Annotated in this window: 21 protein-coding genes; 10 read left to right on the forward strand and 11 right to left on the reverse strand. The window is 65.8% G+C overall.

Going from position 1 to position 22,188, the window contains the following annotated elements; all coding sequences use genetic code 11:
• Nucleotides 1–160: 160 nt before the first annotated feature.
• The 5 genes from RO07_RS24395 to RO07_RS24415 form a co-directional block, all read right to left on the reverse strand.
• Nucleotides 161–1,489: an NAD(P)/FAD-dependent oxidoreductase gene (locus RO07_RS24395; RefSeq protein ID WP_039406567.1), complete on the reverse strand. Its 1,329-nt coding sequence runs from the start codon at nt 1,487–1,489 to the stop codon at nt 161–163.
• A gap of 11 nt (nt 1,490–1,500) precedes the next feature.
• Nucleotides 1,501–1,926 (reverse strand): c-type cytochrome, encoded by a 426-nt coding sequence (locus tag RO07_RS24400; RefSeq protein ID WP_237171341.1) that lies wholly within the window; start codon nt 1,924–1,926, stop codon nt 1,501–1,503.
• A gap of 142 nt (nt 1,927–2,068) precedes the next feature.
• A complete protein-coding gene (locus RO07_RS24405) occupies nt 2,069–2,851 on the reverse strand; it encodes a BON domain-containing protein (RefSeq protein ID WP_039406569.1) in 783 nt (260 codons plus the stop codon).
• A 118-nt stretch (nt 2,852–2,969) separates the two neighbouring features.
• The gene (locus tag RO07_RS24410) at nt 2,970–3,557 is read right to left on the reverse strand and encodes a phosphoheptose isomerase (RefSeq protein WP_039406571.1); all 588 of its coding nucleotides are present in this window, start codon (nt 3,555–3,557) and stop codon (nt 2,970–2,972) included.
• A gap of 133 nt (nt 3,558–3,690) precedes the next feature.
• A complete protein-coding gene (locus RO07_RS24415; RefSeq protein WP_039406574.1) occupies nt 3,691–4,044 on the reverse strand; it encodes a YraN family protein in 354 nt (117 codons plus the stop codon).
• 105 nt (nt 4,045–4,149) lie between these two features.
• Between RO07_RS24415 and rsmI the strand changes: the two genes are divergently transcribed.
• Nucleotides 4,150–5,034 carry a 16S rRNA (cytidine(1402)-2'-O)-methyltransferase gene (gene rsmI, locus RO07_RS24420; RefSeq protein ID WP_039406577.1) on the forward strand — a complete coding sequence of 295 codons (885 nt, stop codon included), beginning with the start codon at nt 4,150–4,152 and terminating at the stop codon, nt 5,032–5,034.
• A gap of 236 nt (nt 5,035–5,270) precedes the next feature.
• Here rsmI and RO07_RS24425 read toward each other — a convergent pair whose 3' ends face one another.
• From RO07_RS24425 to RO07_RS24440, 4 genes are all read right to left on the reverse strand, one after another.
• The gene (locus tag RO07_RS24425) at nt 5,271–6,065 is read right to left on the reverse strand and encodes an ABC transporter ATP-binding protein (protein ID WP_039406579.1); all 795 of its coding nucleotides are present in this window, start codon (nt 6,063–6,065) and stop codon (nt 5,271–5,273) included.
• Between the two features lie 2 nt (nt 6,066–6,067).
• Nucleotides 6,068–6,976 carry an ABC transporter permease gene (locus tag RO07_RS24430; RefSeq protein ID WP_039406582.1) on the reverse strand — a complete coding sequence of 303 codons (909 nt, stop codon included), beginning with the start codon at nt 6,974–6,976 and terminating at the stop codon, nt 6,068–6,070.
• Between the two features lie 234 nt (nt 6,977–7,210).
• Nucleotides 7,211–8,197 carry an ABC transporter substrate-binding protein gene (locus RO07_RS24435; protein ID WP_039406583.1) on the reverse strand — a complete coding sequence of 329 codons (987 nt, stop codon included), beginning with the start codon at nt 8,195–8,197 and terminating at the stop codon, nt 7,211–7,213.
• Between the two features lie 370 nt (nt 8,198–8,567).
• A complete protein-coding gene (locus RO07_RS24440) occupies nt 8,568–9,257 on the reverse strand; it encodes a septal ring lytic transglycosylase RlpA family protein (protein WP_052266861.1) in 690 nt (229 codons plus the stop codon).
• A 315-nt stretch (nt 9,258–9,572) separates the two neighbouring features.
• Between RO07_RS24440 and RO07_RS24445 the strand changes: the two genes are divergently transcribed.
• Together RO07_RS24445 and RO07_RS24450 are read left to right on the forward strand one after the other, a co-directional pair.
• Entirely contained in the window at nt 9,573–10,229 is a 657-nt protein-coding gene (locus RO07_RS24445; RefSeq protein ID WP_039406585.1) for an MBL fold metallo-hydrolase, read from the forward strand.
• A complete protein-coding gene (locus RO07_RS24450; protein ID WP_052266862.1) occupies nt 10,226–11,020 on the forward strand; it encodes a 3'-5' exonuclease family protein in 795 nt (264 codons plus the stop codon). The genes RO07_RS24445 and RO07_RS24450 overlap by 4 nt, the downstream gene beginning before the upstream one ends.
• Nucleotides 11,021–11,064: 44 nt before the next feature.
• Here RO07_RS24450 and arsC read toward each other — a convergent pair whose 3' ends face one another.
• Nucleotides 11,065–11,421 (reverse strand): arsenate reductase (glutaredoxin), encoded by a 357-nt coding sequence (gene arsC / locus RO07_RS24455; RefSeq protein ID WP_039406587.1) that lies wholly within the window; start codon nt 11,419–11,421, stop codon nt 11,065–11,067.
• Between the two features lie 354 nt (nt 11,422–11,775).
• Between arsC and RO07_RS24460 the strand changes: the two genes are divergently transcribed.
• From RO07_RS24460 to RO07_RS24480, 5 genes are all read left to right on the forward strand, one after another.
• Nucleotides 11,776–13,014: a dienelactone hydrolase family protein gene (locus RO07_RS24460; protein ID WP_039406589.1), complete on the forward strand. Its 1,239-nt coding sequence runs from the start codon at nt 11,776–11,778 to the stop codon at nt 13,012–13,014.
• Nucleotides 13,015–13,112: 98 nt separating this feature from the next.
• Nucleotides 13,113–13,619: an energy transducer TonB family protein gene (locus tag RO07_RS24465; protein ID WP_039406591.1), complete on the forward strand. Its 507-nt coding sequence runs from the start codon at nt 13,113–13,115 to the stop codon at nt 13,617–13,619.
• Nucleotides 13,620–13,678: 59 nt separating this feature from the next.
• The gene (gene otnI / locus RO07_RS24470; RefSeq protein WP_039406594.1) at nt 13,679–14,467 is read left to right on the forward strand and encodes a 2-oxo-tetronate isomerase; all 789 of its coding nucleotides are present in this window, start codon (nt 13,679–13,681) and stop codon (nt 14,465–14,467) included.
• Nucleotides 14,468–15,222: 755 nt separating this feature from the next.
• Nucleotides 15,223–15,696, forward strand: a complete 474-nt coding sequence (locus RO07_RS24475) for a CoA-binding protein (protein ID WP_039413565.1) — start codon at nt 15,223–15,225, stop codon at nt 15,694–15,696.
• Nucleotides 15,697–15,811: 115 nt separating this feature from the next.
• Entirely contained in the window at nt 15,812–16,750 is a 939-nt protein-coding gene (locus tag RO07_RS24480) for an alpha/beta hydrolase (protein ID WP_039406597.1), read from the forward strand.
• A gap of 275 nt (nt 16,751–17,025) precedes the next feature.
• On the opposite strand, the gene RO07_RS24485 is transcribed toward RO07_RS24480, so the two are convergent.
• Nucleotides 17,026–17,823 (reverse strand): transporter substrate-binding domain-containing protein, encoded by a 798-nt coding sequence (locus tag RO07_RS24485; RefSeq protein ID WP_115089289.1) that lies wholly within the window; start codon nt 17,821–17,823, stop codon nt 17,026–17,028.
• Between the two features lie 321 nt (nt 17,824–18,144).
• On the opposite strand from RO07_RS24485, the gene hemE reads away from it, so the two are divergent.
• Both hemE and RO07_RS24495 read left to right on the forward strand, forming a co-directional pair.
• Complete coding sequence (gene hemE / locus RO07_RS24490; protein ID WP_039406601.1) at nt 18,145–19,215, forward strand: uroporphyrinogen decarboxylase; 1,071 nt, start codon at nt 18,145–18,147, stop codon at nt 19,213–19,215.
• A 497-nt stretch (nt 19,216–19,712) separates the two neighbouring features.
• Complete coding sequence (locus RO07_RS24495; protein ID WP_418303732.1) at nt 19,713–22,064, forward strand: primosomal protein N'; 2,352 nt, start codon at nt 19,713–19,715, stop codon at nt 22,062–22,064.
• Nucleotides 22,065–22,188 lie beyond the last annotated feature (124 nt).

Raw genomic sequence — 22,188 nt, forward strand, 5'->3', positions numbered from 1 at the left:
TAACCGAGAGGTCCGAGCCTCCGTCAACGAGGGAAACTCGGGGAAATGCGGCCCCCACACAACATTGCGGGAACTCATCGTGATGGCACGTAGGTTGCGGCGCTTAGAGAGCATCCTCCAAACGCATTTCGCGCAACGGCGAACGTCGCCGAAATCCGCGTCAGGCCAGCATGTCGGCCCAGATGCCCTGTGCCCATGCGAGTCCCCGGGCGAATTCGTCGCGTGTGGCCCGTGGTGACGCGCCGCCCGTGCCCGGCACGGGGAGCATGGTGCGCTGCGAAGCGTCGTATCGGTGCACGCTCGCGACGTGCATCGCCTCGTTCGCCGAGACGAACGTGTAGCAGGTGTTGCTGTAGAGCGGCTCGGGATTGACCGGGCGGTCGGCCAGCGTCGCGACGATGGCCGCTGCGCACACCTTGCCGTGCTGGTTTGCCATGTGGCCGGATTTCGGCATCTGCGGCGCGATCTGGACGGCGTCGCCGAGAACGTGGATATCGGGCTGCACCGTCGATGCAAACGTGAGGAAGTCGACGTCGCACCAGCGACCGTTGGCCGTCGCCAGACCGCTCGCCGTCGCGATGTCACCTGCGTGCATCGGCGGAATCGCGTTCAGCACGTCGGCCCGGACCTCTTCGCCCAGCTCGAAGCGCGCAACCTGTTTGACGCCGTCGAGCGTGACCTCGGTGCAGTTGAACTGCGGGTGGTACTCGAGCATGCTACCGAACTGCGTGCGCCAGACGTCGTGGAATTGCTCGGCTTCCGCCAGCACCTGGTCGTTGGCGTCGAACACGAGCACCTTGGCGCGCGGGTTGTGCTGCTTGAGCCAGGCCGCCGCCTGACAGGCGCGCTCGTATGGCGCGGGCGGGCAGCGGAACGGCGCTTCGGGAATCGTGATGGCGAACACGCCGCCATCGGGCATCGCGCGCAGCCGGGCGTGCAGCGCGGCGCTCTCGCGCGCGTCGGTCCAGCCGACCGGCAGCGCCTCGCGGACGGCAGGGTCGGAGAGTCCCCCGATCGCCTCTCGCCGCAACGACACGCCAGGGGACACGATCAGTTTGTCGTACGGCAAGCGGCCGCCGTCGGCCAGTTGCACCTGTTTCCGCACGGCGTCGATAGCGTTTGCACGCGTACGCCGCCAGACGACGCCATGTCGTGCGACGAGCGCGTCGTACGGCACCGTCAGGTCGCTCACACGCAGGTTGCCGCCGACGACGAGGTTCGACAGCGGCGCCGAGACGAAAGCGGCGTTCGGCTCGACGAGCGTGACATCGATCGTATTGCCGGAAAGTACTCGCAGCGCCTTGGCCGCCGTCGCGCCGCCAAAGCCGCCCCCGATGACGACCACGCGAGCGCGCGCTTTCACGGGAGTCGGCCACAGCGGTGCGAGACGCGCTTGCGCGGGGGCGGCACGGGAGGCGCCGGCCAAGCTCGCCAGCGCGGCCATCGTCCCCAGTCGGGAAAGTCGGAAAAGGAAGTCGCGACGTTGCATGCGGGCGTTGCCTATCGGATTGGGCGCGGTGCAGTGCGCGGCAGGGACGGCGGCGTGGACGGCATGGAGAGCACGGCGGGCGCGGGCTGCGCGGCAAAGTACGCGGCGATGCGCTGCAACTCGTCGTCGCGGTAGCCCTTGAGAAGCTGCGGCATGAGCGTCGCGGGACGCCGCCCGTCACGCATGGCCTGCAACGTGGCGACGAGCTCCGCTGCCGGGCGACCTTCGAGCGTGGGTAGCGTTGCCTTGCCAGCGCTCACCGGCGCCGACGCACTGTGGCAACTCATGCAGGCGAGCGCCCAGTCGCGGGCTTGCCAGTCGGGCCGGATGGGCGCAGCCGGCACGGCGGGCGCGACATACACGGGTGAGGCAGCGCGCATCGCGGGCGCGTTCGCCGCCCCCGCCTCGGCGGACGCCGCGAAACCCGTCTGCGTCATCCACATCGCCGCGCTCAAAACGAAGGCCGCCGGTATCGTCCGCGATTGACGGAGACGATACCGGCGGTTCGGCATGGGATGGGGAGCACGCATGTGCGCAGTCAGTTTCCGGGGGCGCTTCAATGCGCTCCGGAGGCGGGCATCAGTTGCCGGTCTTGGTCGACGGACCGGGTTTGACCGGGCCTTCGCTGATCGGCGCCGGCGAGGACAGCGGCTTGGCCGTCACGGTATCGTTGCCGATCGGGGTCGTCGTCACCGTTGCCGCATTGGGATCGTCAGGCTGCGCCGGGGCGGGGTTCTTCTGGGCTTCCGTCGACAGACGCTGCGCCTCTTCCGGCTTCACGTATTCGTAGAGTTTGACGACCTTCTGCACACCATCGATACGGCTCGCCACGTTCGCACCGATGGTGCCCTCCTCCGGCGAAACCAGACCCATCAGATAGACGTCGCCACGCTCGGTGACCACCTTGAAGACGTTGGCCGAGATCTCTTTCGTATTGATCAGGTTGGCCTTGACCTTGCTGGTGATCCACGCGTCGTTCGAGCGCGAGCCGAACGAACTCTTCGGCGCGATGGCAAGTTCGTCGACGATGCCGCGCACGTTGCTGATCTGCTTGACGATGTTCACGGCGGCCTGCTTGCTGGCCTCGTTCGGGACTTCGCCGGTCAACAGTACGCGACGGTTGAAGACGGTCACGTTCACGTGCACCGCGTCGTCGGTCAGCGTATTGGCAATGTTGGCTTCGGCCTTGACCTGAATCTCGCGGTCTTCCGTCTGCGCGCCGACGGAACGGCGGTCGGTGGCGATGAGCGCGCCGGTGGCGGCGCCGCCGAGGATGATGGGGGCGCAACCGGCCAGGGTCGCTGCGATCAACACTGCCGCTACGAGCGGCTTAACAACGCCTTGCACGCGTTGGAAACTCATCGGTCATTCTCCTTGTTGGATGGTCGAACGGGGCGGCCCCCGCCGCGCCCAGCCGGCACCGTCCGCCCCCGCGATCCGGTACCCGTCATGATCTTGACGCCTCAGGATGCCAATAGGTTCACGCGTCGCCGAACAGCATCGCGTCAACCAGATCGCAAAGGCAGTGAATCGTCAGCAGGTGAACTTCCTGAATTCGGGCGGTGCGATCGGCCGGCACGCAAATGTGCACGTCCAGTTCGCCCAGCACGCCGTTGACCTTGCCGCCGCCCTTGCCCGTGAGTGCGATCACGTGCATTTCGCGCTCGTGCGCGGCTTCGATGGCGGCGAGCACATTGCTCGAGTTGCCCGACGTGGTGATGGCCAGCAGGATGTCGCCCGGCTGACCGAGTGCCTTCACCTGCTTGGAGAAGATAGCGTCGAAGTTGTAGTCGTTGCCGACGGCGGTGAGGATCGACGAGTCCGTGGTCAGCGCGATGGCCGGCAGCTCGGGACGTTCGCGCTCGAAGCGGCCGACGAGTTCGGCGGCGAAATGCTGGCAGTCGGCAGCCGATCCGCCGTTGCCGCAGGCAAGGATCTTGTTGCCGTTGGACAGCGCGTTGAACATGACCTCGGCGGCGGCGGCAATCGGGTCCGCCAAGACTTCGCGCGCGGCCAGTTTGGTTTCGACGCTATCCGTGAAGTGTTGCTGAATTCGTTCGATCGACATGGTCGTTTGCCAGGGTGTCGCAAAAGCGGCCGGCCTCGCGAGGGCAACGCCCAGCGCCGGCCGGCAATCCGGGGCCGTATATCTGGAAACGGCACTTTCGCAAGTGTAACAGGGCCGACGGGGCTGGGTTTCCTCAGAGGTCGTCGGTGTCGAAGGCGTTCGGTAGCCAGCGCGCCACGGGAGGCCGCCCGTCGAAGGCCACGACATCGAAGCGGCAACGCGCCGCCGGGCGGCGCAGCAGATAGTGCCGTGCGGCCAGCGCAAGGCGCCGTCGCTTGGCGCGGCTGATGCTCTCGGCAGCGCCGCCGAAATCGCTGCGCGCCCGGGCGCGCACCTCGACGAATACCAGTACGCCGGCGCGATCCCGCATAATGAGGTCGATTTCGCCGCCGCGACACCGATAGTTGCGCGCGACGAGCTGCCAGCCGCGTCGCTCGAGCAAGGTCTGCGCGCGGCTCTCGAACGAAACTCCTAGCTGATTCGACATGGTTGTTCCGATGTTTACCGTTTCCGGCAATGCCGGTGTCGCTGCGCCGCGAGAGGCCCATGAGGCCCATGAGGCGATGGCTTCGCTTCGCCGGAGGACGCCGTCATGAGCGAGCGTCTGCTGTCGCTGGCCGAGGGCCAGCATTACCCGACGGGCACGCTGTACGTCGTCGCCACACCGTTGGGCAATACCGCCGACATCACCGTGCGAGCGTTGCATATCCTCGGCATGGTGGACGCCATCGCCTGTGAAGATACGCGCAACAGCGCGCAGTTGCTGCAGCGCTATGGCATCGATCGCCCGCTGATCGCCGCCCACGAGCACAACGAAAATGCGGCCGCGGCGCGGCTCGTCGAGCGTTTGCAGGCCGGCGAGCGCATCGCCTACATTTCGGACGCTGGCACCCCCGGCATCTCCGATCCGGGGGCGCGACTGGTGGATGCAGTCCGCGCCGCCGGGCTCGGCGTGGTGCCGGTGCCGGGCGCCAGCGCGGTGATCACGCTGCTGTCGGCAGCGGGCGCCTGGGTGGAGTCGTTCACCTTCGTGGGTTTCCTGCCGCCGAAGGCGCAACAGCGTGCGCAGGCCATCACGGCGTTGGCCGGTTCACTCTCGGCGCAGGTGTTTTACGAAGCGCCGCACCGGATCGTGGAGACCGTCGCGGCGCTGGCCGAGGGCTTGGGCGGCGAGCGCCGGCTATTGATCGGCCGCGAGTTGACGAAGCGTTTCGAGGAGATTCACGAGTGCGCGCTGAGCGAAGGCGTGGCGTGGCTCAAGGCGGACGCGAATCGCCAGCGCGGCGAGTTCGTTCTGGCGGTGTCGGGCGCGACGGCGAGCATCGTCGACGACGGCGTGGACGCCGAAGCGCAGCGCGTGCTCGCGCTGCTCGTGGCCGAGTTGCCGACGAAGAGCGCCGCCAAACTCGCCGCGGCCATCACCGGCGCGCCCAGGAACGCGCTCTACGAGCGAGCGCTGGCGCTCAAGAACGGGTAACGGACCGCGCTTGGGACCGCGCTTGGACTACGTGCCGTAAGGACGGCAGAGCGAGGGCCAGAATCGGATGTTTCCGCTGGCCCTTGCGGTATTCCCCCAAACTTCCCCTTGGCTGCGTATCGCGCGGCGCGCCAGCGCCCCCAGTAGCGCAGCTGCCACGTAAGCACCGGACACAAAGGAAAAAACCCGCCAAAGCGGTCGCTTCGTCGGGCTCTTTCCACGGCTTCGACGCTGCGTCAGCTCAGCAGCAGCGCATCGTCGTCGAGTTGTTCGCCGCGCGTGCGCTCGAACATCTGCAGCAGGTCAGGCACGTCCAGCCCCTTGCGCTCCTCGCCCGAGACGTCCAGCACCACCTTGCCCTGGTGCAGCATCACCGTGCGATCGCCGTAGTCGAGCGCCTGGCGCATGCTGTGCGTGACCATCATCGCCGTCAGCTTGCTTTCCTGCACGATGCGCGCCGTCAGCTCGAGCACGAACGCCGCCGTCTTCGGATCGAGCGCCGCCGTGTGCTCGTCGAGCAGTAGAATCCGTGACGGCTGCAACGACGCCATCAGCAGACTCACCGCCTGGCGCTGACCGCCCGACAACAAGCCGATACGGTCCGACAGACGATTCTCCAGGCCGAGGTTGAGCAGGCTCAGCTTGTCGCGGAAACGCTCGCGCAGTTCCCTGTTCAGTGCGAACCGGAAGCTGCGACTCTCACCCCGCTTGACCGCCAGCGCCATGTTCTCTTCGATGGTCAGCGCCTCGCACGTGCCGGCCATCGGGTCCTGGAACACGCGCGCCACCTGGCTCGCGCGCTGCCACGCCGTCTTCTTTGTGACGTCGTTGCCGTCGATCGAAATATTGCCCGAATCCACCGTCAGGTCGCCGCTGATCGCGTTGAGGAACGTCGACTTGCCCGCACCGTTGGAACCGATCACCGTCACGAACTGGCCGGTCGGGATATCCAGCGACATGCCGCGCAGTGCACGGTTCTCGATGGGCGTGCCCGGGTTGAAAGTGATCTTGAGATCTTTTGCGCTCAACATGATCAGGCGCCTCCGTTCTTACGCGCGAACAGCTTGCGACGCGTCGCAGGCAGCACCAGCGCCACCGCCACGAGCAAGGCCGTCACCAGGTTGAGGTCCTGCGCCTTCAGACCGATGAAATCGCTGTTCAGCGCGAGCGCGATGAAGAAGCGATACAGCACGGCGCCGACCACCACGGCCAGTGTCGTGAGGATAAGCCGGCGCGCCGGCAGAATCGTCTCGCCGATGATCACCGCCGCCAGACCGATCACGATCGTACCGATGCCCATCGAGATGTCCGCCCCGCCCTGCGATTGCGCGAACAGCGCACCCGCCAGCGCCACGAGCGCGTTCGACAACGCCATGCCCGCGAGGATCTCATGACCGGTGTTCACGCCCTGCGCACGCGCCATGCGCGGATTCGCGCCCGTCGAGCGCATCGCGAGCCCCTGCTGCGACGAGAAGAAGTAATCGAGACCCAGCTTCACCACGACAACGACCACCAGCAACATGGCCGGACGCAGCACGTAGTCGGGCAGCCAGCCCGGTGCGTTCTCCGGCAGCAGCATCGTGAAGACGGTCGGCGACGTGATCAGCGGCACGTTCGGCGCGCCCATCACACGCAGGTTCACCGAATAGAGCGCGATCATCATCAGGATACTGGCCAGCAGATCCATGATTTTCAGACGCACGTTGAGCCACCCGGTGATGAACCCGGCCACCGAGCCCGCCGCCATCGCGGCCAGCGTCGCTGCGAACGGGTTGGTGCCACCAGCGATCAGCGTCGCAGCCACCGCGCCGCCAAGCGCGAAGCTGCCGTCAACGGTCAGATCGGGAAAGTTGAGGATGCGGAAGGAAATCAGCACCCCGAGCGCCACGAGACTGAAGATCAGACCGATCTCCAGCGCGCCCATCATAGAAAAAAGGGACATTTTCGTAATTCCACTGCGCAAGACGGCCCGTGCCGGGTCACGGCATCAGCAGCGCTCGCACGGCCGGCGTCGGCCAGTTCGGGTCATAGCCGGTCGTTTTGCGACCGCGTTCGGGGGGAGCCATCCCGCCCATTCGATAGGAAAAGAGCGGCGGGGACAGATCGTGTCCGGGCGCCGCCCTGTCGTTCACCGATGCCACGGACGGTCGGCCCGCCGCACCGGTGTCACGCGCACTTACTGTTTGATAACCGTCTTGGCTTCCTTCACCAGATCGTCCGAGAGCGTCACGCCTTGCTTGGCGGCCGCTGCCGTGTTCACGAACAGTTCCAGGTTCGAGCTGGTCTGCGAAGCGATCGCCCCCGGCTTCTCACCCTTCAGGATGCGGCCCACGACCTTGCCGGTCTGACGGCCCAGATCATAGTAGTTGATGCCCAGCGCCGCGATGGCGCCACGCTTCACGCTGTCCGTATCCGAGGCGACCAGCGGGATCTTGCGGTCGTTGGCAACCTTCACCAGCGACTCGTACGCCGACACGACGTTGTTGTCCGTGTTCGTGTAGATCACGTCGACCTTGCCGACCAGGCTGCTCGCTGCCGAACTGATGTCGACGGTACGCGGCGCCGCGGCTTCCACCAGCGTCATGCCGGCGGCGGGCAACAGCTTCTTGAGTTCGTTGACGACCACGACCGAGTTCGCCTCGCCCGGGTTGTACACCATGCCCACGCGCTTGGCGTTCGGCACCACACGCTTGATCAGGGCGACCTGCTTGTCGAGCGGCAGCTTGTCCGACACGCCCGTCACGTTGGTGCCCGACGGCTCCCAGCTCTTCACCAGTTGCGCCGCGACCGGATCGGTCACGCCCGAGTACACCAGCGGCACGGTCTTGGTCGCCGCCGCCACGGCCTGCGCGGTCGGCGTGGCGATGCCGATGATCGCATCCGGCTTGTCGCCCACGAACTTGCGGGCGATCTGCGCGGCGGTGCCGACGTTGCCCTGTGCGCTCTGATATTCCCACTTGAGGTTCTTGCCGACCTCGTAGCCTTCAGCCTTGAGTTCGTCGCGCGCGCCATCGCGGATGGCGTCGAGTGCCGGGTGCTCCACGATCGCCAGCACGGAAACCGTCTTCGTATCCTGCGCGAATGCCGCGCCGGTCGTCCCCAACAACGTTGCGGCCACCGCGCACAGCAGGGTGCGCTTGGCGTATTTGCCCATCGTCGACATTGAAACTCCTCCAGGAATGCATCTTTTTTGAAAGGTGCGCCGGGCCCGGGTCTCGGCGGGCCTCAATCGGATGCACACAAAGCGTGCACCTGCGCGTGGGGCACAGTCTACCCACATCGCCTGCGCCGAACAACGGTTGCCAACACAACCTCCTCAGAGGCCCGCCGAGCATCGGATTGCGCCCGGAAGCTGGCATTTTCATGCGGCAATCGGAAAAAAATTAGACGATTTGGTCGCGAGCCATTCGAGGCGCGCACATTCATGCGATGCGTTCCGCCGACGAGATACCGAGAAAAACGAAACAATGAGGGAAATATCACCCGCAATGTGCGGGAATCGCACAATAAACAGGCAGCCCCCGTCCCATTTTTTAAGACGCGTCTGCTTTCGGTGCGGGAGGGACGGTGTCGGCGGAAGGGGCGGGGGCCGCAGGCGGCGGTGTCGGCACTCGGGACGCGTTACTGTTGTTGCCGGCCTCGTCGAGGCCGAGTGCCGCGATTTCGCTGCGCGACAGGCGACGGATCTCGACCTTGGTGTGGCCTGCCCTGATGAAGTCGAGCTGCTTGGCCGCCCCGTAGGACAGATCGATGATGCGCTTGCGCGTGTAGGGCCCGCGATCGTTGATCTTCACGACCACCGCCTTGTTGTTGGCGACGTTGCGCACCAGCACGAAGCTGGCCAGCGGCAGTGTGGGATGCGCGGCGGTGAGCTCGTTCATATCGAACGTTTCGCCGGTCGCGGTGCGGCGCCCGTGAAACTTCTTGCCGTACCACGAGGCCGTGCCGGTCTGGAAGAAGGTGCCCGCGTCCGCGCGCAGGCGGGCTTCGCCGTCACGCTCCGGCGCATTCGGGTCGCCGGGATTGAGCCCCTCGTTGCGATACGCCCGGCCCGGCCAATGCAGGTCGAAACTCGAGCCGACCGGCGCGTTGGCTTCGCGCGCACGCGCACCCCCGCCTGTCGCCGGAGTGGCGGCAGCCGTCTGGCTGGGGGGTTCGAGCGGCGTTGTGCAGGCTGTCAACGTCAGGGCGAGGGCGCAGCCGACCGCGAACCGTGTGAGCATGTCGCGTGTTCGCATAGGCCGCGAGTTTAACACGCGACCAAAGTCAACCCATCAGCGAGCGTTCACTTACCCGATAGGTCTTGTTACCAAACGTTACCGCGCTTTGCATACCATCCCGGCCCGAGCCCTTTCCGAAAGTCCTTTTCGAGCACTCGCGCGTCGCGCCCGATCCGCACCCGGACCGTCCCCGGGCACTTTCCGCCCGCTTGCCGAGCCATTTTGTCCAGCCCCCCACGGCACCGCCGCGCGCGGCACGCCGGGCGGCGCACCCGCAGCCCGAATTACAATAGACGAAAACCGCGTCCCCGATACCTCATGAACGTCACCCTGATACCTGTTACGCCTTTCCAGCAAAACTGCACCCTGCTCGTTTGCGATGCGACGCAACGCGCCGCCGTGGTCGATCCCGGCGGCGACATCGACCGGATCGTGGGCGAGATCGAGCGCCAGGGGGTGACGCTCGAGAAGATCTTCCTGACGCACGGCCATCTGGATCACTGCGGCGGCGCGGGCACGCTGGCCGAGAAGTACGGCGTGCCGATCGAGGGCCCGCATCCGGACGACGCCTTCTGGATCGACCAGCTCCAGACACAGAGCGCGCGCTTCGGCTTTCCCGAGCCGCAGCCGTTCACGCCGGATCGCTGGCTGGGCGACGGCGACACCGTCCAGTTCGGCGACATCACGCTCGACGTGCTGCATTGCCCGGGACATACCCCGGGCCATGTCGTCTTCTTTTCGGCCGACGAGCAGCTCGCCAGCGTGGGCGACGTGCTCTTCGCCGGTTCCATCGGCCGTACCGACTTCCCGCGCGGCAATCATGCCGACCTGATCGCGTCGATCCGCGACAAGCTCTGGCCGCTTGGCAACGACGTGACGTTCATCCCGGGTCACGGTCCCGTCTCCACGTTCGGTCAGGAGCGTCAGACCAATCCTTACGTCGCCGACGCGGTGCTCGCCCGGAGCGCCGTATGAGCGAGGCCGTGTCGCGCATCCCGTCGCGGATCATCCCCGTCGACGAGGAGATTTTCGTCAGTACCGACGTGGAGGCCGACGGCCCCATTCCGGGCCCGCATTCCATGCTGAGCTTCGCGTCGGCGGCATACACGGCCGACAAGGAGCTGATCGGCACATTCAGCGCCAACCTGGAACTACTGCCCGACGCCAAAGGGCATCCGCTCACGATGAAGTGGTGGAAGACCGAGCCGGACGCATGGGCCGCGTGCCGCGTCGATCCGGAAGATCCCGCCAAGGCGCTCAAGGCTTACGTGAAATGGGTGGAGAAGCTGCCAGGCAAGCCGGTCTTCGTCGCCTACCCGGCCGGCTTCGATTTCACGTTCATGTTCTGGTACATGATGCGTTTCGTCGGCCGGTGTCCGTTCTCATGGTCGGCGCTCGACATCAAGACGCTGGCGTTCGCGATGACCGGCATGCCGTATCGCAAGTGCATCAAGCCGCGCTTGCCGCAGGTCTGGCTCGATCCGCTGCCGCACACGCACGTGGCGCTGGACGACGCGCTCGAACAAGGCGCCCTCTTCTGCAACATGCTGGCCGAGCTGCGCGAGCAGCAGAAGACGCTCGGCGCCATGCCGGAGTGGCGTGGCGCGGGCCTGACGGCGAACGCCGACGCGCCCGCGTTCGGCTCGGCCGCCGCCGGCGCCGCAACGCCTGTGGCCGGCCCGTCGGAGGCCGCCGAGGCCACCGAGACGACCAACGCCGAATCACCGGAAACCGGCCCCGGCAAGGACAGCACGGCACACGGCTGATCCGACGCAACGCCGCGCGGCGCGCCCTGCGCCGCGCCTGTGGCTTACAGCACGTCGTTCGCCAGCGCCGGCGGACGTGCGATGACCGCCTTGTCGCCGTTGACCACGATCGGGCGTTGCAACAGCTTCGGGTGCTTCGCGATCGCCGCGAGCAATTCACCATCCGTGAGCGACGGATCGTTCAGCCCCAACTCGGTGTACTCGGTTTCGTTGCTGCGGATCATCTCGCGCACGGGCACGTCGAGCAGCTTGTGCAGACGCTTGAGGTCGGCGAGCGTGGGCGGCGTCTTCAGGTATTCGATGATTTGCAGATCGCCGCCGCCTACGGACGGCGAGCCCTCCACGAGGGCCAGCGCTTCGCGCGACTTCGAGCAGCGCGGGTTGTGATACACGGTGATCATGGTGACTCCAATACGTCAAAAAAAGCGCCTGGCGTGACGTCGTCGTTCACGCCAGGAACGTGCGCTCCGAGTATGCATGGTATCGTCGGATGTCGCTACTCACGGCACGTCCGTGACGGCACGCCCCGCTTCTTTGTCGGCTTCACCCCATTCACTTCGCATATCGTCCATATCGTTCGTATCGTCCGACGCAGGCGCCGTCGCATCGGCATCCGCCCGACGCCTGATCGGCGTCTTCGTGTCATCTCCGTGATGTCATCTCCGTGTTAACCGCGCTGTGCGTCACACGGATGACACCTAAGATAGGCAAAGAGCGTCTGCGTCGCACGGTCGGCTTTTTCAGGAGACAGTGACATGGCAGGACGCTTCATCAGCATCAAATCGCGAGACGGCAAGACCTTTCAAGCCTACCTGGCGGTTCCCGGGAACGGCGAACGCAAGGGTCCGGGACTGGTGCTGTGTCAGGAGATCTTCGGCGTGAACGCCTATATCCGCGAGCTTGCCGACCGGTACGCCGAAGAGGGCTATGTCGTGCTCGCCCCCGACCTTTTCTGGCGCATCGAGCCGGGCATCGAGCTGGGTTATTCGCCCGGCGACTGGCAGCGGGCGTTCGCGTTGTTCCAGAGTTTCGACGTGGACCTCGGCATGGAGGATGTCGGCGCCGCCGTCGACGCCCTGCGCGCCTTGCCGGAGTGTGTCGGCGGCGTGGGGGTGGTCGGCTACTGCCTCGGCGGCAAGCTTGCCGCGCTGTCCGTCACACGCACGAGTGCGGACGTCGCCGTCGGCTACTACGGCGTTGGCCTGGAGCAGCATATCGACGAGCTCGCCGGCGAGCATCCTCCGCTGGCGCTGCACATCGCCGAACTGGACAAGTACGCGCCGGCAGAGGTGCGCACCGCGCTGGCCGAGCGCCTGGGTGGGCACGCCAACATCACGCTGTACAGCTATCCGGATGCCGACCATGCCTTCGCGCGTCCCGGCGACCACTTCAACCGGGCCGCGACGCAGCTCGCGCACCAGCGCACCGTCGGCGCTCTGCGCCGGGTGCTCGGCCCGCACTACGACTTCGCCTCCCTTTGGGAGACGCATTGCGCCTACGAATTCGCTATTCGCGAGATCGATCCGCTGATGAAGACGATGGTGGCCGAACCGTACGTCAACCATATTCCCACCATGACGGGCGGTGTCGGCCATCACCAGTTGGCGCATTTCTACCGGAATCACTTCGTCAACAGCAATCCACCGGACACCAGGCTGATTCCGATCTCGCGCACGATCGGGGCGACGCAGCTCGTCGACGAACTGCTGTTCTGCTTCACCCACACGACGCCCGTCGACTGGATGCTGCCGGGCGTGGCGCCGACCGGACGGCGCGTGGAGATTCCACTGGTCGCCATCGTCCGCTTTCGCGGCGACAAGCTCGAGCACGAGCACATTTACTGGGATCAGGCGAGCGTGCTCGTGCAGATCGGTCTGCTCGATCCGACCGGCCTGCCGGTGGCGGGGATCGAGACGGCGCGCAAGTTGCAGGATGAGAATCTGCCGTCCAACACGCTGATGCCCAACTGGTCGTTCGGCACGCGCGCGCAGTAGTACTGCGGGACGACTCGCCCGCCCCGCGCATGCGCGGAGCGGTGCGACAGAAGACATGAAAACAAGAAAAGTGTCGCGGATGTTGCGGGAGACAGCGTATGAATACGCAACTTTCTCAAAGGCGGCGGGCGGCGCGGATGCCTGCGTGGTGGATGATCGTCGTGGCGACGCTCGTGACAGCGGGCTGCGTCAATCCGGACTTCGAACCCAGGAAGCCGCTCGTCCTGAACCTGACACCTGGCCCGGCCCCGCTTTCGGCGCTCGATCAATACAAGATCTCGGCCGCGCAGCGTGTCACGGAAGTCAACGCGCGCGAGATCACACCGGGCAATCCACAACCCATGCTGCGCTCGGTCGTCTCGCTCGAATACTGGGTGGATCGCAACGGCAACGTCACCAACGTCGCGCTCTATCGCAGCAACGGCGATCACGAAGCGGAACGCATTGCGATGGCGAGCCTGCGTCGGGCGAGCCCGCTGCCCGCGCCCAGCCGGGCGCTCGTGGACAGCAGCGGCCGGGTGCGCGCGGTCGAGACCTGGCTCTTCAACAACGACGGGCGGTTCCAGTTGCGCAGCGTGGCGGCGCCTCAGATCGACGGGCAATGATATTGTGACGGGCATGAGCCTGCGCTCGACCAGGCCGCTTTGGGCTTCGGAGATATCACATGCCGCGATTTGCCGCGAACCTGACCCTGCTGTATCAGGAAGTCCCGTTCCTGGAACGTTTCCGCGAAGCCGCCACCGATGGCTTTCGCGGCGTTGAATTTCTGTTTCCCTACGACCATCCGGCGCGTGACGTCCGGGCACGTCTGAACGATGCCGGCCTCACACAGGTGTTGTTCAACACACCGGCAGGCGACTGGGCGAGTGGCGAACGCGGACTGGCCGCGCTGCCGGGTCGCGAGGCGCAGTTTCGCGATGGCGTCGAGCTCGCACTCGACTACGCCGACGCGCTCGGCTGCCGTCAATTGCACGTGATGGCCGGATGTCCCGACGCTTCCCAATCGCCGGCGCAATGCCGTGCGGTGTATCTCGAAAATCTCGCCTACGCGAGCGAGCAGGCGGCAGCGCACGGTGTCACGATCCTGATCGAGCCGATCAACCCACGCGATTTTCCGCGCTACTTTCTCACGCGGCAGGATCAGGCCCAGGCCATCCGGCAGGAAGTGGGCGCCAGCAATCTCAAGGTGCAATTCGATGCGTACCACTGCCAGATCGTCGAGGGCGATCTGGCGGTCAAGCTGCGCCAGCACATCGCCAACATCGGCCACGTGCAGGTGGCGGGAGTGCCGGCGCGTCACGAACCCGACACGGGCGAGGTCAACTATCCGTTCCTGTTCCGTCTGCTCGACGAACTCGGCTACAGCGGCTGGGTGGGATGCGAATATCGCCCGCAAGGCGAGACGCGCGCCGGACTCGGCTGGCTCAAACCCTGGCTCAGGGCCACGCGATAGTCGCGCAACCGGCGACGTCTCCGAGCGGCACAACGCCGACTCGATGGCGGGATTGCGTGGGTCACCGCGCTTGCGCACTCACATCTGCTCGATTACGCAAAAGTGAATCGATTTTCGAAATTCGCTCGGATAGCGAACGATTTTCGGTGCGTGTCGGAGAAAGGGTTAGGAAAGATGTAGGTCGTCGCAGGTAAAAAAAATGGCGGGACACACGGGCCCGCCAAAACCACACGCTACGGGGTTAGCGCGAGGAGACCAGATTCGGAGCACTGCATCGAACCGCCTTGCAAATTGCGCCGGGGGACGCCTTTTGCCGATACAGTCGCGCTGCTGCGTTACCGGGGGATAAGCACATCAGCGTTGAGATGCATTGTGGTGGAAACGTATGACGCGAGGGGTAACAAAGTGTTTCAGGTTGTAACACCTCGAGCGTTTCACCGCGGCATCGGCCGTCCTGAAAGCCTTGTCGGACAAGGATTCTGCAAACACAGGGATACGTGCATATTATTTCGCATTCCTGAGTAAATTGTTGAATTCAGCGTCGACCGGTTTCCTTCGCATCGAACCGACTCTCCGTCAACCGCGCCGCGCGGCGTCCATTTCACGCGAACTTCGTCAATGTGCTAACTTCATTCTTTGTGCGTGGCAGCAAAGTGTCCGCCGGCGCGGGATGACCGGTCGACGGTGGGTTGCCCAAACGCAGTGAGAGCACGCTTTTTCTCCCTACAGTCACGGCCTGGCAGGGCCGAATTCGCATGGACACCATCGAACGCCTGGGACAGATTCTGGCGCGCGACCGCGTGATCGCGGTCGTCGGCTTGTCGCCGCGGCCCGACCGGCCGAGTTTCACCACGTCTCGCTACATGCAGCAGCACGGCTACCGAATCGTGCCGATCAATCCGCAGGCAGCGGATTCCGGCGCCACGGTTCTCGGCGAGATCGTGTATGCAAGCCTCATCGAGGCGGCCGATGCGCTGCGGGCCGAAGGCGTGGAGATCCAGATGGTCGACTGCTTCCGGCGCAGTGCCGATATACCGCCGATCGCCGAGGAAGCCGTGGCCATCGGCGCGAACAGCCTGTGGATGCAGTTGGGCATCGAGAACGACGAAGCGGCCGCGCTGGCGCTGGCCGCGGGGCTCGATGTCGTGATGGACCGCTGCGTCAAGATCGAGCATCAGCGCTGGCTGATGCAGGGCGGCAACGCCCGGATGCAAATGAACGTCCGTTGAAACCGACGGAACGACGGGATGACCGGATGACTTGCGCGACTGGACACAACACCGCACGCGCGAGCGCCGTGCCCGAACAGAACAACAACCTCTCCGACCACCGACCGCTGCCGACATGACCATCGACGCTGATCTTCTCGCCTATTACGACCAGATGGCGCGCAAGTATCCCGAGCCCGCCGACGCTGCCCCGCCCAGCCCGCAAGAGGTGCGCGCCAAGTTTGCGACCGTAGCCACCGAGGCCTTGCGTCCGTTGCCGACGGGGCTGCGCAGCGAGACGTTCGACATTCCGCTGCCGGGACGCACGCTGCGCGCCCGGCTGTACCGTCCGATCGGCCGCGAAGTACCGCTCGTCGTTTATTTCCATGGCGGCGGGTGGGTCGTGGGCGATGTCGACACGCACGGCACGCTCGCGGCCTTTCTTGCACAGGATGGCGACGTGGCGGTGTTGAGCGTCGATTACCGGCTCGCCCCCGAGCATCCGTTCCCTGTGCCGGCGGACGATGCACGCGAAGCGTTGGCTTGGGCGGCCGAGCAGCGTGCGCGGCTGGGCTTGAGCGTGGATCGTCTGGCGGTGGCGGGTGACAGCGCGGGCGGCCATCTGGCGGCGCAGGCGGCGGCGTGGTTCAACGATCGGCATCCGGGCGTGGTCGGCGTGCAGTTGCTGATCTATCCGGTCGTGCAGTATCGGTTCGACACGCCGAGCTATGAGCGCCTGGCGAACGGCACCGGTCTGACACGAGACGAGATGCGTTGGTACTGGAAGCACTATCTGGGCGATGTCGAGCCGGCGGTGGACGACGTGCGGGTGAATCTGATGGCGCAGGCGCCTCGGCATCCATTGCCCAACACGTTGGTGATCGCGGCCGAGTACGACCCGTTGCATGACGAAGCGCTCGAGTATGCGCAATTCGTGGCGCAGTCGGGGGGCCGTTCCGAGGTGATCGAGGCGTCCGGCCTGACGCACAGCTTCGCGAGGTTGCAGCCGTTCGTGCCGCAGGCGAGGTTGGTGATGCATGATGCGGCGCAGCGCTTGCGCGACTGGCTCGGCTGACGGGCGGGAAAGTCACCGGCGCCCCGAGGAGAAGGATCGGTGTTGGCCCTGGGCGAATGGGGCCGACGCCAGCGGGCGCTCACCGGAGCGACTTTGAGGTGGAGCGCAGGGGAGTGTCCGCTGGCGTCGGCGTCGCTGCGGCGGGAGAGAACGAAAACGGCCGCGAAGGAAAAACGGGAGCGGTGAGCAGCACGCAATGCGCTGACACCGCCCCCGCGTCTCCCATCAGCAGCTAAGCCCACTCACGTGTGAGGCCACGTACATCGACAAGCCCCTCACTTGAGCCACTTATCGACCACCGCCTGATACTCGCCGGTCTTTTGTGCGAGGTTGAGCCATTGGTCGACGTAATGCTTGAACACGTCGTCGCCGCGCGGCAGCAGATAGGCCTTCTCGCCGAACTGGAGCGGCTTGTCCGGGTTCACCGGGCAGAGCGCCGGGTTGAGCTTGTGCTGGAGCAGCGTCTCCGACGAATCCGTCACCATGACGTCGGCCTTGCCGTCGGCGATCTGCTGGAAGATCGTGACATTGTCCGGGTAGATCGTCAGCGTGGCGTTGGGCAGATACTGACGCGCGAAGCGTTCGTTGGTGCCGCCGGGGTTGGCGATCGCGCGCGTGCTCGGCTTGTTCAGATCGGCGAGCGTCTGGTACTTCGCCACGTCGGCGCAACGCACGATCGGCGACTTGCCGTCGACCATGACCACGCTGCTGTAGTAGGCGCGGGCGGCGCGATCGAGCGTGACCGAGATGCCGCCGACCGCGATGTCGCACTTGCCGGCGGTGAAGTCGTCCATCAGCCCCTTCCACGTGGTCGGCACGATCACCGGCTTCACGCCGAGCGACTTGGCGAGCGAGCCAACCAGATCGACGTCGATGCCTTCGAACTGCCCGTCCGGGCGACGATACGAATACGGCTTGTAGTCGCCCGTCGCGCACGCGCGCAGTGTGCCGGCCTTCTGGATGTCGTCGAGGCGCGAGTGCACGGCGGCAGGGGCCGCCGGAGTTTGCGCCTGGGCTGCGGTGGCGGCAAGCGCCACCCCTGCCATGAGGACCGCGTGCGCGGCCGCCATCATGACTTTCATACGTATCTCCTGATTGTTGTCATCGTGATGCACTGGTATGGCGAGCCATCCGACGCGGCCCGCCGGTCTCGCGCGGCCGGCAAGGCGCACGGTCGGCGAAACGTGCCCTCATAGTAATGACAGAGCGCGCCCGCGCCAACGGGTCTTTCACCGCTGCGCCAGGCCAACGCCAACCTCGGCGGGCGTAACCCGCGCCCTCCGCGAACGACCACCCGCGCCTTATCCGCGGCATAACGGCCCGCCGAGGGGCCGGGGACCGGATACCCGAGTAAAATGGCCGCTTGCCCAAAACCTTTCCACCACCGCCGCGACGTGTCCCAAGCTCTGCAAAACGATACTTTCCTGCGCGCCCTGCTGCGCCAGCCGACCGAGTACACGCCGATCTGGCTGATGCGCCAGGCGGGCCGGTACCTGCCCGAATACAACGCCACGCGCACCAAGGCCGGCAGTTTCCTGGCGCTGGCCAAGAACCCTGCTTACGCGACCGAAGTCACGCTGCAACCGCTCGAACGCTTCCCGCTCGACGCCGCCATTCTGTTCTCGGACATCCTCACGATTCCCGACGCCATGGGGCTCGGCCTGTCCTTCGAAGCCGGCGAAGGCCCGCGCTTCGCACACCCGCTGCGCACCGAAGACGACGTGCGGCGCCTGCAGGCACCGGACCTCGACAGCCTGCGTTACGTGTTCGACGCCGTGAGCGAAATCCGTCGCGCCCTGAACGGCCGCGTGCCGCTCATCGGCTTCTCCGGCAGCCCATGGACGCTTGCGTGCTACATGGTCGAAGGCGCGGGCTCGGCGGACTTCCGCACCGTCAAGACGATGATGTACGAGCGTCCCGACCTGATGACGCACATCCTCGAGACCAACGCGCGCGCCGTCGGCGACTACCTCAACGCACAGATCGAAGCCGGCGCCCAGGCCGTCATGGTGTTCGACACCTGGGGCGGCGCGCTCGCCGACGGGCGCTACCAGAAATTCTCGCTCGCCTATATGCAGAAGGCCCTTGCAGGCGTGCATCGCGAATGGAACGGTGCGCGCATTCCGCACATCGTCTTCACCAAGGGCGGCGGCCAGTGGCTCGAAGCGATCGCCGACACCGGCCCGGACGCCATCGGCCTCGACTGGACCGTCGATCTCGCCGCCGCGCGACGTCGCGTCGGCGACCGTTGTGCACTGCAAGGCAATTTCGACCCGACCGCCCTGTTTGCGTCGCCCGACGCCATTCGCGGTGAAGTGCGTCGTCTGCTCGACGCATACGGCAACGCACCAGGACATGTGTTCAACCTCGGGCATGGAATTTCCCAGTTCACCGAGCCGGAACACGTCGCGGCACTGGTCGACGAAGTGCACGCCTACAGCCGGAAGCTGCGTCAGACGTCGTAAGTTGCAACACCCGCAAATAGCGGCGCGGGTTTGCGGTGCATTTCGCCCTGCAAACCCGACCGCTGTTCCAGCGGTGGAATGTCAAGGAAAAAGCGGTCGAGGAACCCCTCCAATTTCGAGAGTTGTCCCAAAGACTTATGCACAAATTCTCGCTGCGCCGCCGCAACCGGGAAGCCCGCTGGGAACCCCTTCGATGCTATTCATAAGCTATTGATCAAAAAGCATTTTTGATTCTGCCCAAGTCGAAGGGCCGTACGGTGGGAAGGCCGCGCGGCGTGGCTGGCGAGCGATAATCCCCACAGTTCTCAACATAGTTATCCACAAGTGTTTCGAGCTCGCCGGAAAGGCGACTCAAATCCGAGGTTTAGCGAAATTTCTCAGGATTCACTTTAAGTTTGACCCGCGCCGACGACCTCTTAGTCCCGTCAACGGCATCGACCGACGACGCCCCTTCTCCGGCGGAAAACGCCCGCCCCGGAGGGCCTGCCATCGCCCGCGTGGCGCTCGACACACCGCTTCTGACCCTGTTCGACTACCGTCTCGATCAGGCCGCGAGTCCGGGGCAACTGGTACAGGTGCCGTTCGGAAGACGGCAGGTCGTGGGCGTCGTCTGGGAATTGACGCAGCGCAGCGAAGTCGATCCCGCGAAGCTGCGCGAAGTGACCGCCGTCTGGCATGAATTGCCGCCGCTCGGCGAGGACTGGCGTGCACTCATGCAATTCGCTTCGCGCTACTACCAACGCGGCGTCGGTGAAGTCGCCCTGCCGGCGCTGCCGGGACATCTTCGTACGCCGATGCGCTGGCCGCGGCTGCTGGCCCAACGCGGCGTGCAGCGCTACCGGATTGCCGACGGCGCGCTCGGCACGCTGATGGAGAACGTGCCCACCCGGCTGCGCGCGCAGCGCAAGCTCGCCGAGGGTCTCGCGCAGGCCGGTACCTTGGACGCCGACGAAGCGCGGGCGCTGTGCGCCAAGGCCGCCGACGTGCTCAAGCAGTGGGCCGCCGTCGGCTGGGTTGTCGTCGAAACCGTGCCGTTCCACGAAGCCGTGCGCGACGTCGATGACGATGCCGCGAACGACGCCATGCCCGTCGGATCCGAAACCGACGCCGGCAGCGATGAGGCCCGGGCCCACGCAGCCAAAACGCTCACGACCGGACAGGCCGACGCCGTCGCCGCGATTCACGACGCGCTCGTCGCGGCTGGCGCGCAGGGGCTCGGCGCGTCCGCCGGTTCTGCCGAAGCCCTCCCGTCGCCGACAGCGTCCGCCGCCTGTTCGCCGTTCCTGTTGTACGGCGTGACCGGCAGCGGCAAGACCGAGGTCTACCTGCGCGCCGTGGCCGAGGCGCTGCGCGAGCGCGACGCACAGGTGCTCGTGCTCGTGCCCGAAATCAATCTGACGCCGCAGCTCGAAGGCGTATTCCGCAACCGCTTCCCCGACGAGACGCTGGTCACGCTGCACAGCGGCCTGGCCGAAGGCGAGCGCGCGCGGCACTGGCTCGCCGCCCATCGCGGCGAAGCGCGCATCGCGCTGGGCACGCGACTGGCCGTCATGGCGTCGCTGCCGCATCTGCGCCTGATCGTCGTCGACGAGGAGCACGACCCGTCCTACAAGCAACAGGAAGGTCTGCGCTATTCCGCGCGCGATCTGGCCATCTGGCGCGCTGACCGACTGCGGATTCCCGTCGTCCTCGGCTCGGCCACGCCGTCGCTCGATAGTTGGCGGCGCGCGGAGCAAGGCCGCTACGTACGCCTGTCGATGCCCGAGCGCGCCACCCCCGACGCCGTGCTGCCGCGCGTGTCGCTCATCGACATGGAGATCGAGCGCAAGCGCCAGCGCACCGTGCACGAAGGGTTGTCGCAACCGCTGCTGGCCGCCATCCGTGCGCGCCTCGAAGCGGGCGAGCAGAGCCTGCTGTTTCTGAACCGTCGCGGTTACGCGCCGGTGCTCAACTGCGACGCCTGCGGCTGGATCAGCGACTGCCGCCGGTGCAGCGCGCACATGGTGCTGCACAAGCCCGAGCGGCGGCTGCGCTGCCATCACTGCGGCGCCGAATCGCGCATCCCGCACGCCTGCCCGGACTGCGGCAACCTCGATCTCGCGCCGCTCGGACGCGGCACGCAACGCATCGAGGAAGCCCTCGCCGAACACTTTCCCGACGCCCGTCTCGCGCGCATCGACGCCGACAGCACGCGTCGCAAGGGCAGCGCGCAGGCGCTCTTCGCGCAGGTGCACGCGGGCGAGGTCGACATCCTCATCGGCACGCAGATGGTCGCGAAGGGCCACGACTTCCGCAACGTCACGCTCGTCGGCGTGGTCAACGCCGACAGCGCCCTCTTCTCGCACGACTTCCGGGCGGCGGAACGCCTTTTCGCGCAATTGATGCAGGTCGCGGGCCGCGCCGGACGCGCCGCGCGAGCCGACGGCCCCGGCGACGTCCTCATCCAGACCCGCTACGCTTCGCATCCGCTGTTCGCCTCGCTCATGCGCCACGACTACGCGGGCTTCGCGGCGCAACAGCTGGAAGAACGCCGCGTCGCCCTGCTGCCGCCGTTCACGCACCAGGCGCTGCTGCGCGCCGAAGCCCGCAAGCTCGACGACGCCATGACGTTCCTCAAGCAGGCCCGCGAGATCGCCGCCGATCCATCGCTGCACGACCCGCGCATCTCGCTGTGGGACCCGGTGCCGATGACGATGGTGCGTATCGCGGGGACCGATCGTGCCCAGCTCGTCGTGGAGAGTCCGCATCGCGGCGCGCTGCAACGCTTCCTCACGCACTGGATGGGCGAACTCCGCGCCCTCAAGGCGCCCGTGCGATGGCACCTCGAAGTCGATCCGCTCGAAATCTAGCGCCCATGGCGCAGTATTAAACGGTATATAACGTTCCGAAAATTTGACAACATTAAAGGAATCTCCGACCATGCCTGCATTCGTTGCACGCTGAGGTTGCCGGTGCGAACACGCTCAACGTCGT

This window comes from Pandoraea pulmonicola, assembly GCF_000815105.2.
GTDB lineage: Bacteria > Pseudomonadota > Gammaproteobacteria > Burkholderiales > Burkholderiaceae > Pandoraea > Pandoraea pulmonicola.

Bases quoted from the DNA above. Each gene is read 5' to 3' on its own strand.
- RO07_RS24465 (WP_039406591.1), top strand. From the start codon at position 13,113: ATGAATACGCAACTTTCTCAAAGGCGGCGGGCGGCGCGGATGCCTGCG.
- RO07_RS24460 (WP_039406589.1), top strand. From the start codon at position 11,776: ATGGCAGGACGCTTCATCAGCATCAAATCGCGAGACGGCAAGACCTTT.
- otnI (WP_039406594.1), top strand. From the start codon at position 13,679: ATGCCGCGATTTGCCGCGAACCTGACCCTGCTGTATCAGGAAGTCCCG.
- RO07_RS24450 (WP_052266862.1), top strand. From the start codon at position 10,226: ATGAGCGAGGCCGTGTCGCGCATCCCGTCGCGGATCATCCCCGTCGAC.
- RO07_RS24415 (WP_039406574.1), bottom strand. From the start codon at position 4,044: ATGTCGAATCAGCTAGGAGTTTCGTTCGAGAGCCGCGCGCAGACCTTG.
- RO07_RS24475 (WP_039413565.1), top strand. From the start codon at position 15,223: ATGGACACCATCGAACGCCTGGGACAGATTCTGGCGCGCGACCGCGTG.
- RO07_RS24395 (WP_039406567.1), bottom strand. From the start codon at position 1,489: ATGCAACGTCGCGACTTCCTTTTCCGACTTTCCCGACTGGGGACGATG.
- RO07_RS24430 (WP_039406582.1), bottom strand. From the start codon at position 6,976: ATGTCCCTTTTTTCTATGATGGGCGCGCTGGAGATCGGTCTGATCTTC.
- RO07_RS24425 (WP_039406579.1), bottom strand. From the start codon at position 6,065: ATGTTGAGCGCAAAAGATCTCAAGATCACTTTCAACCCGGGCACGCCC.
- rsmI (WP_039406577.1), top strand. From the start codon at position 4,150: ATGAGCGAGCGTCTGCTGTCGCTGGCCGAGGGCCAGCATTACCCGACG.
- RO07_RS24480 (WP_039406597.1), top strand. From the start codon at position 15,812: ATGACCATCGACGCTGATCTTCTCGCCTATTACGACCAGATGGCGCGC.
- RO07_RS24440 (WP_052266861.1), bottom strand. From the start codon at position 9,257: ATGCTCACACGGTTCGCGGTCGGCTGCGCCCTCGCCCTGACGTTGACA.
- RO07_RS24405 (WP_039406569.1), bottom strand. From the start codon at position 2,851: ATGAGTTTCCAACGCGTGCAAGGCGTTGTTAAGCCGCTCGTAGCGGCA.
- RO07_RS24485 (WP_115089289.1), bottom strand. From the start codon at position 17,823: ATGATGGCGGCCGCGCACGCGGTCCTCATGGCAGGGGTGGCGCTTGCC.
- RO07_RS24400 (WP_237171341.1), bottom strand. From the start codon at position 1,926: ATGACGCAGACGGGTTTCGCGGCGTCCGCCGAGGCGGGGGCGGCGAAC.
- RO07_RS24445 (WP_039406585.1), top strand. From the start codon at position 9,573: ATGAACGTCACCCTGATACCTGTTACGCCTTTCCAGCAAAACTGCACC.
- arsC (WP_039406587.1), bottom strand. From the start codon at position 11,421: ATGATCACCGTGTATCACAACCCGCGCTGCTCGAAGTCGCGCGAAGCG.
- RO07_RS24435 (WP_039406583.1), bottom strand. From the start codon at position 8,197: ATGTCGACGATGGGCAAATACGCCAAGCGCACCCTGCTGTGCGCGGTG.
- RO07_RS24410 (WP_039406571.1), bottom strand. From the start codon at position 3,557: ATGTCGATCGAACGAATTCAGCAACACTTCACGGATAGCGTCGAAACC.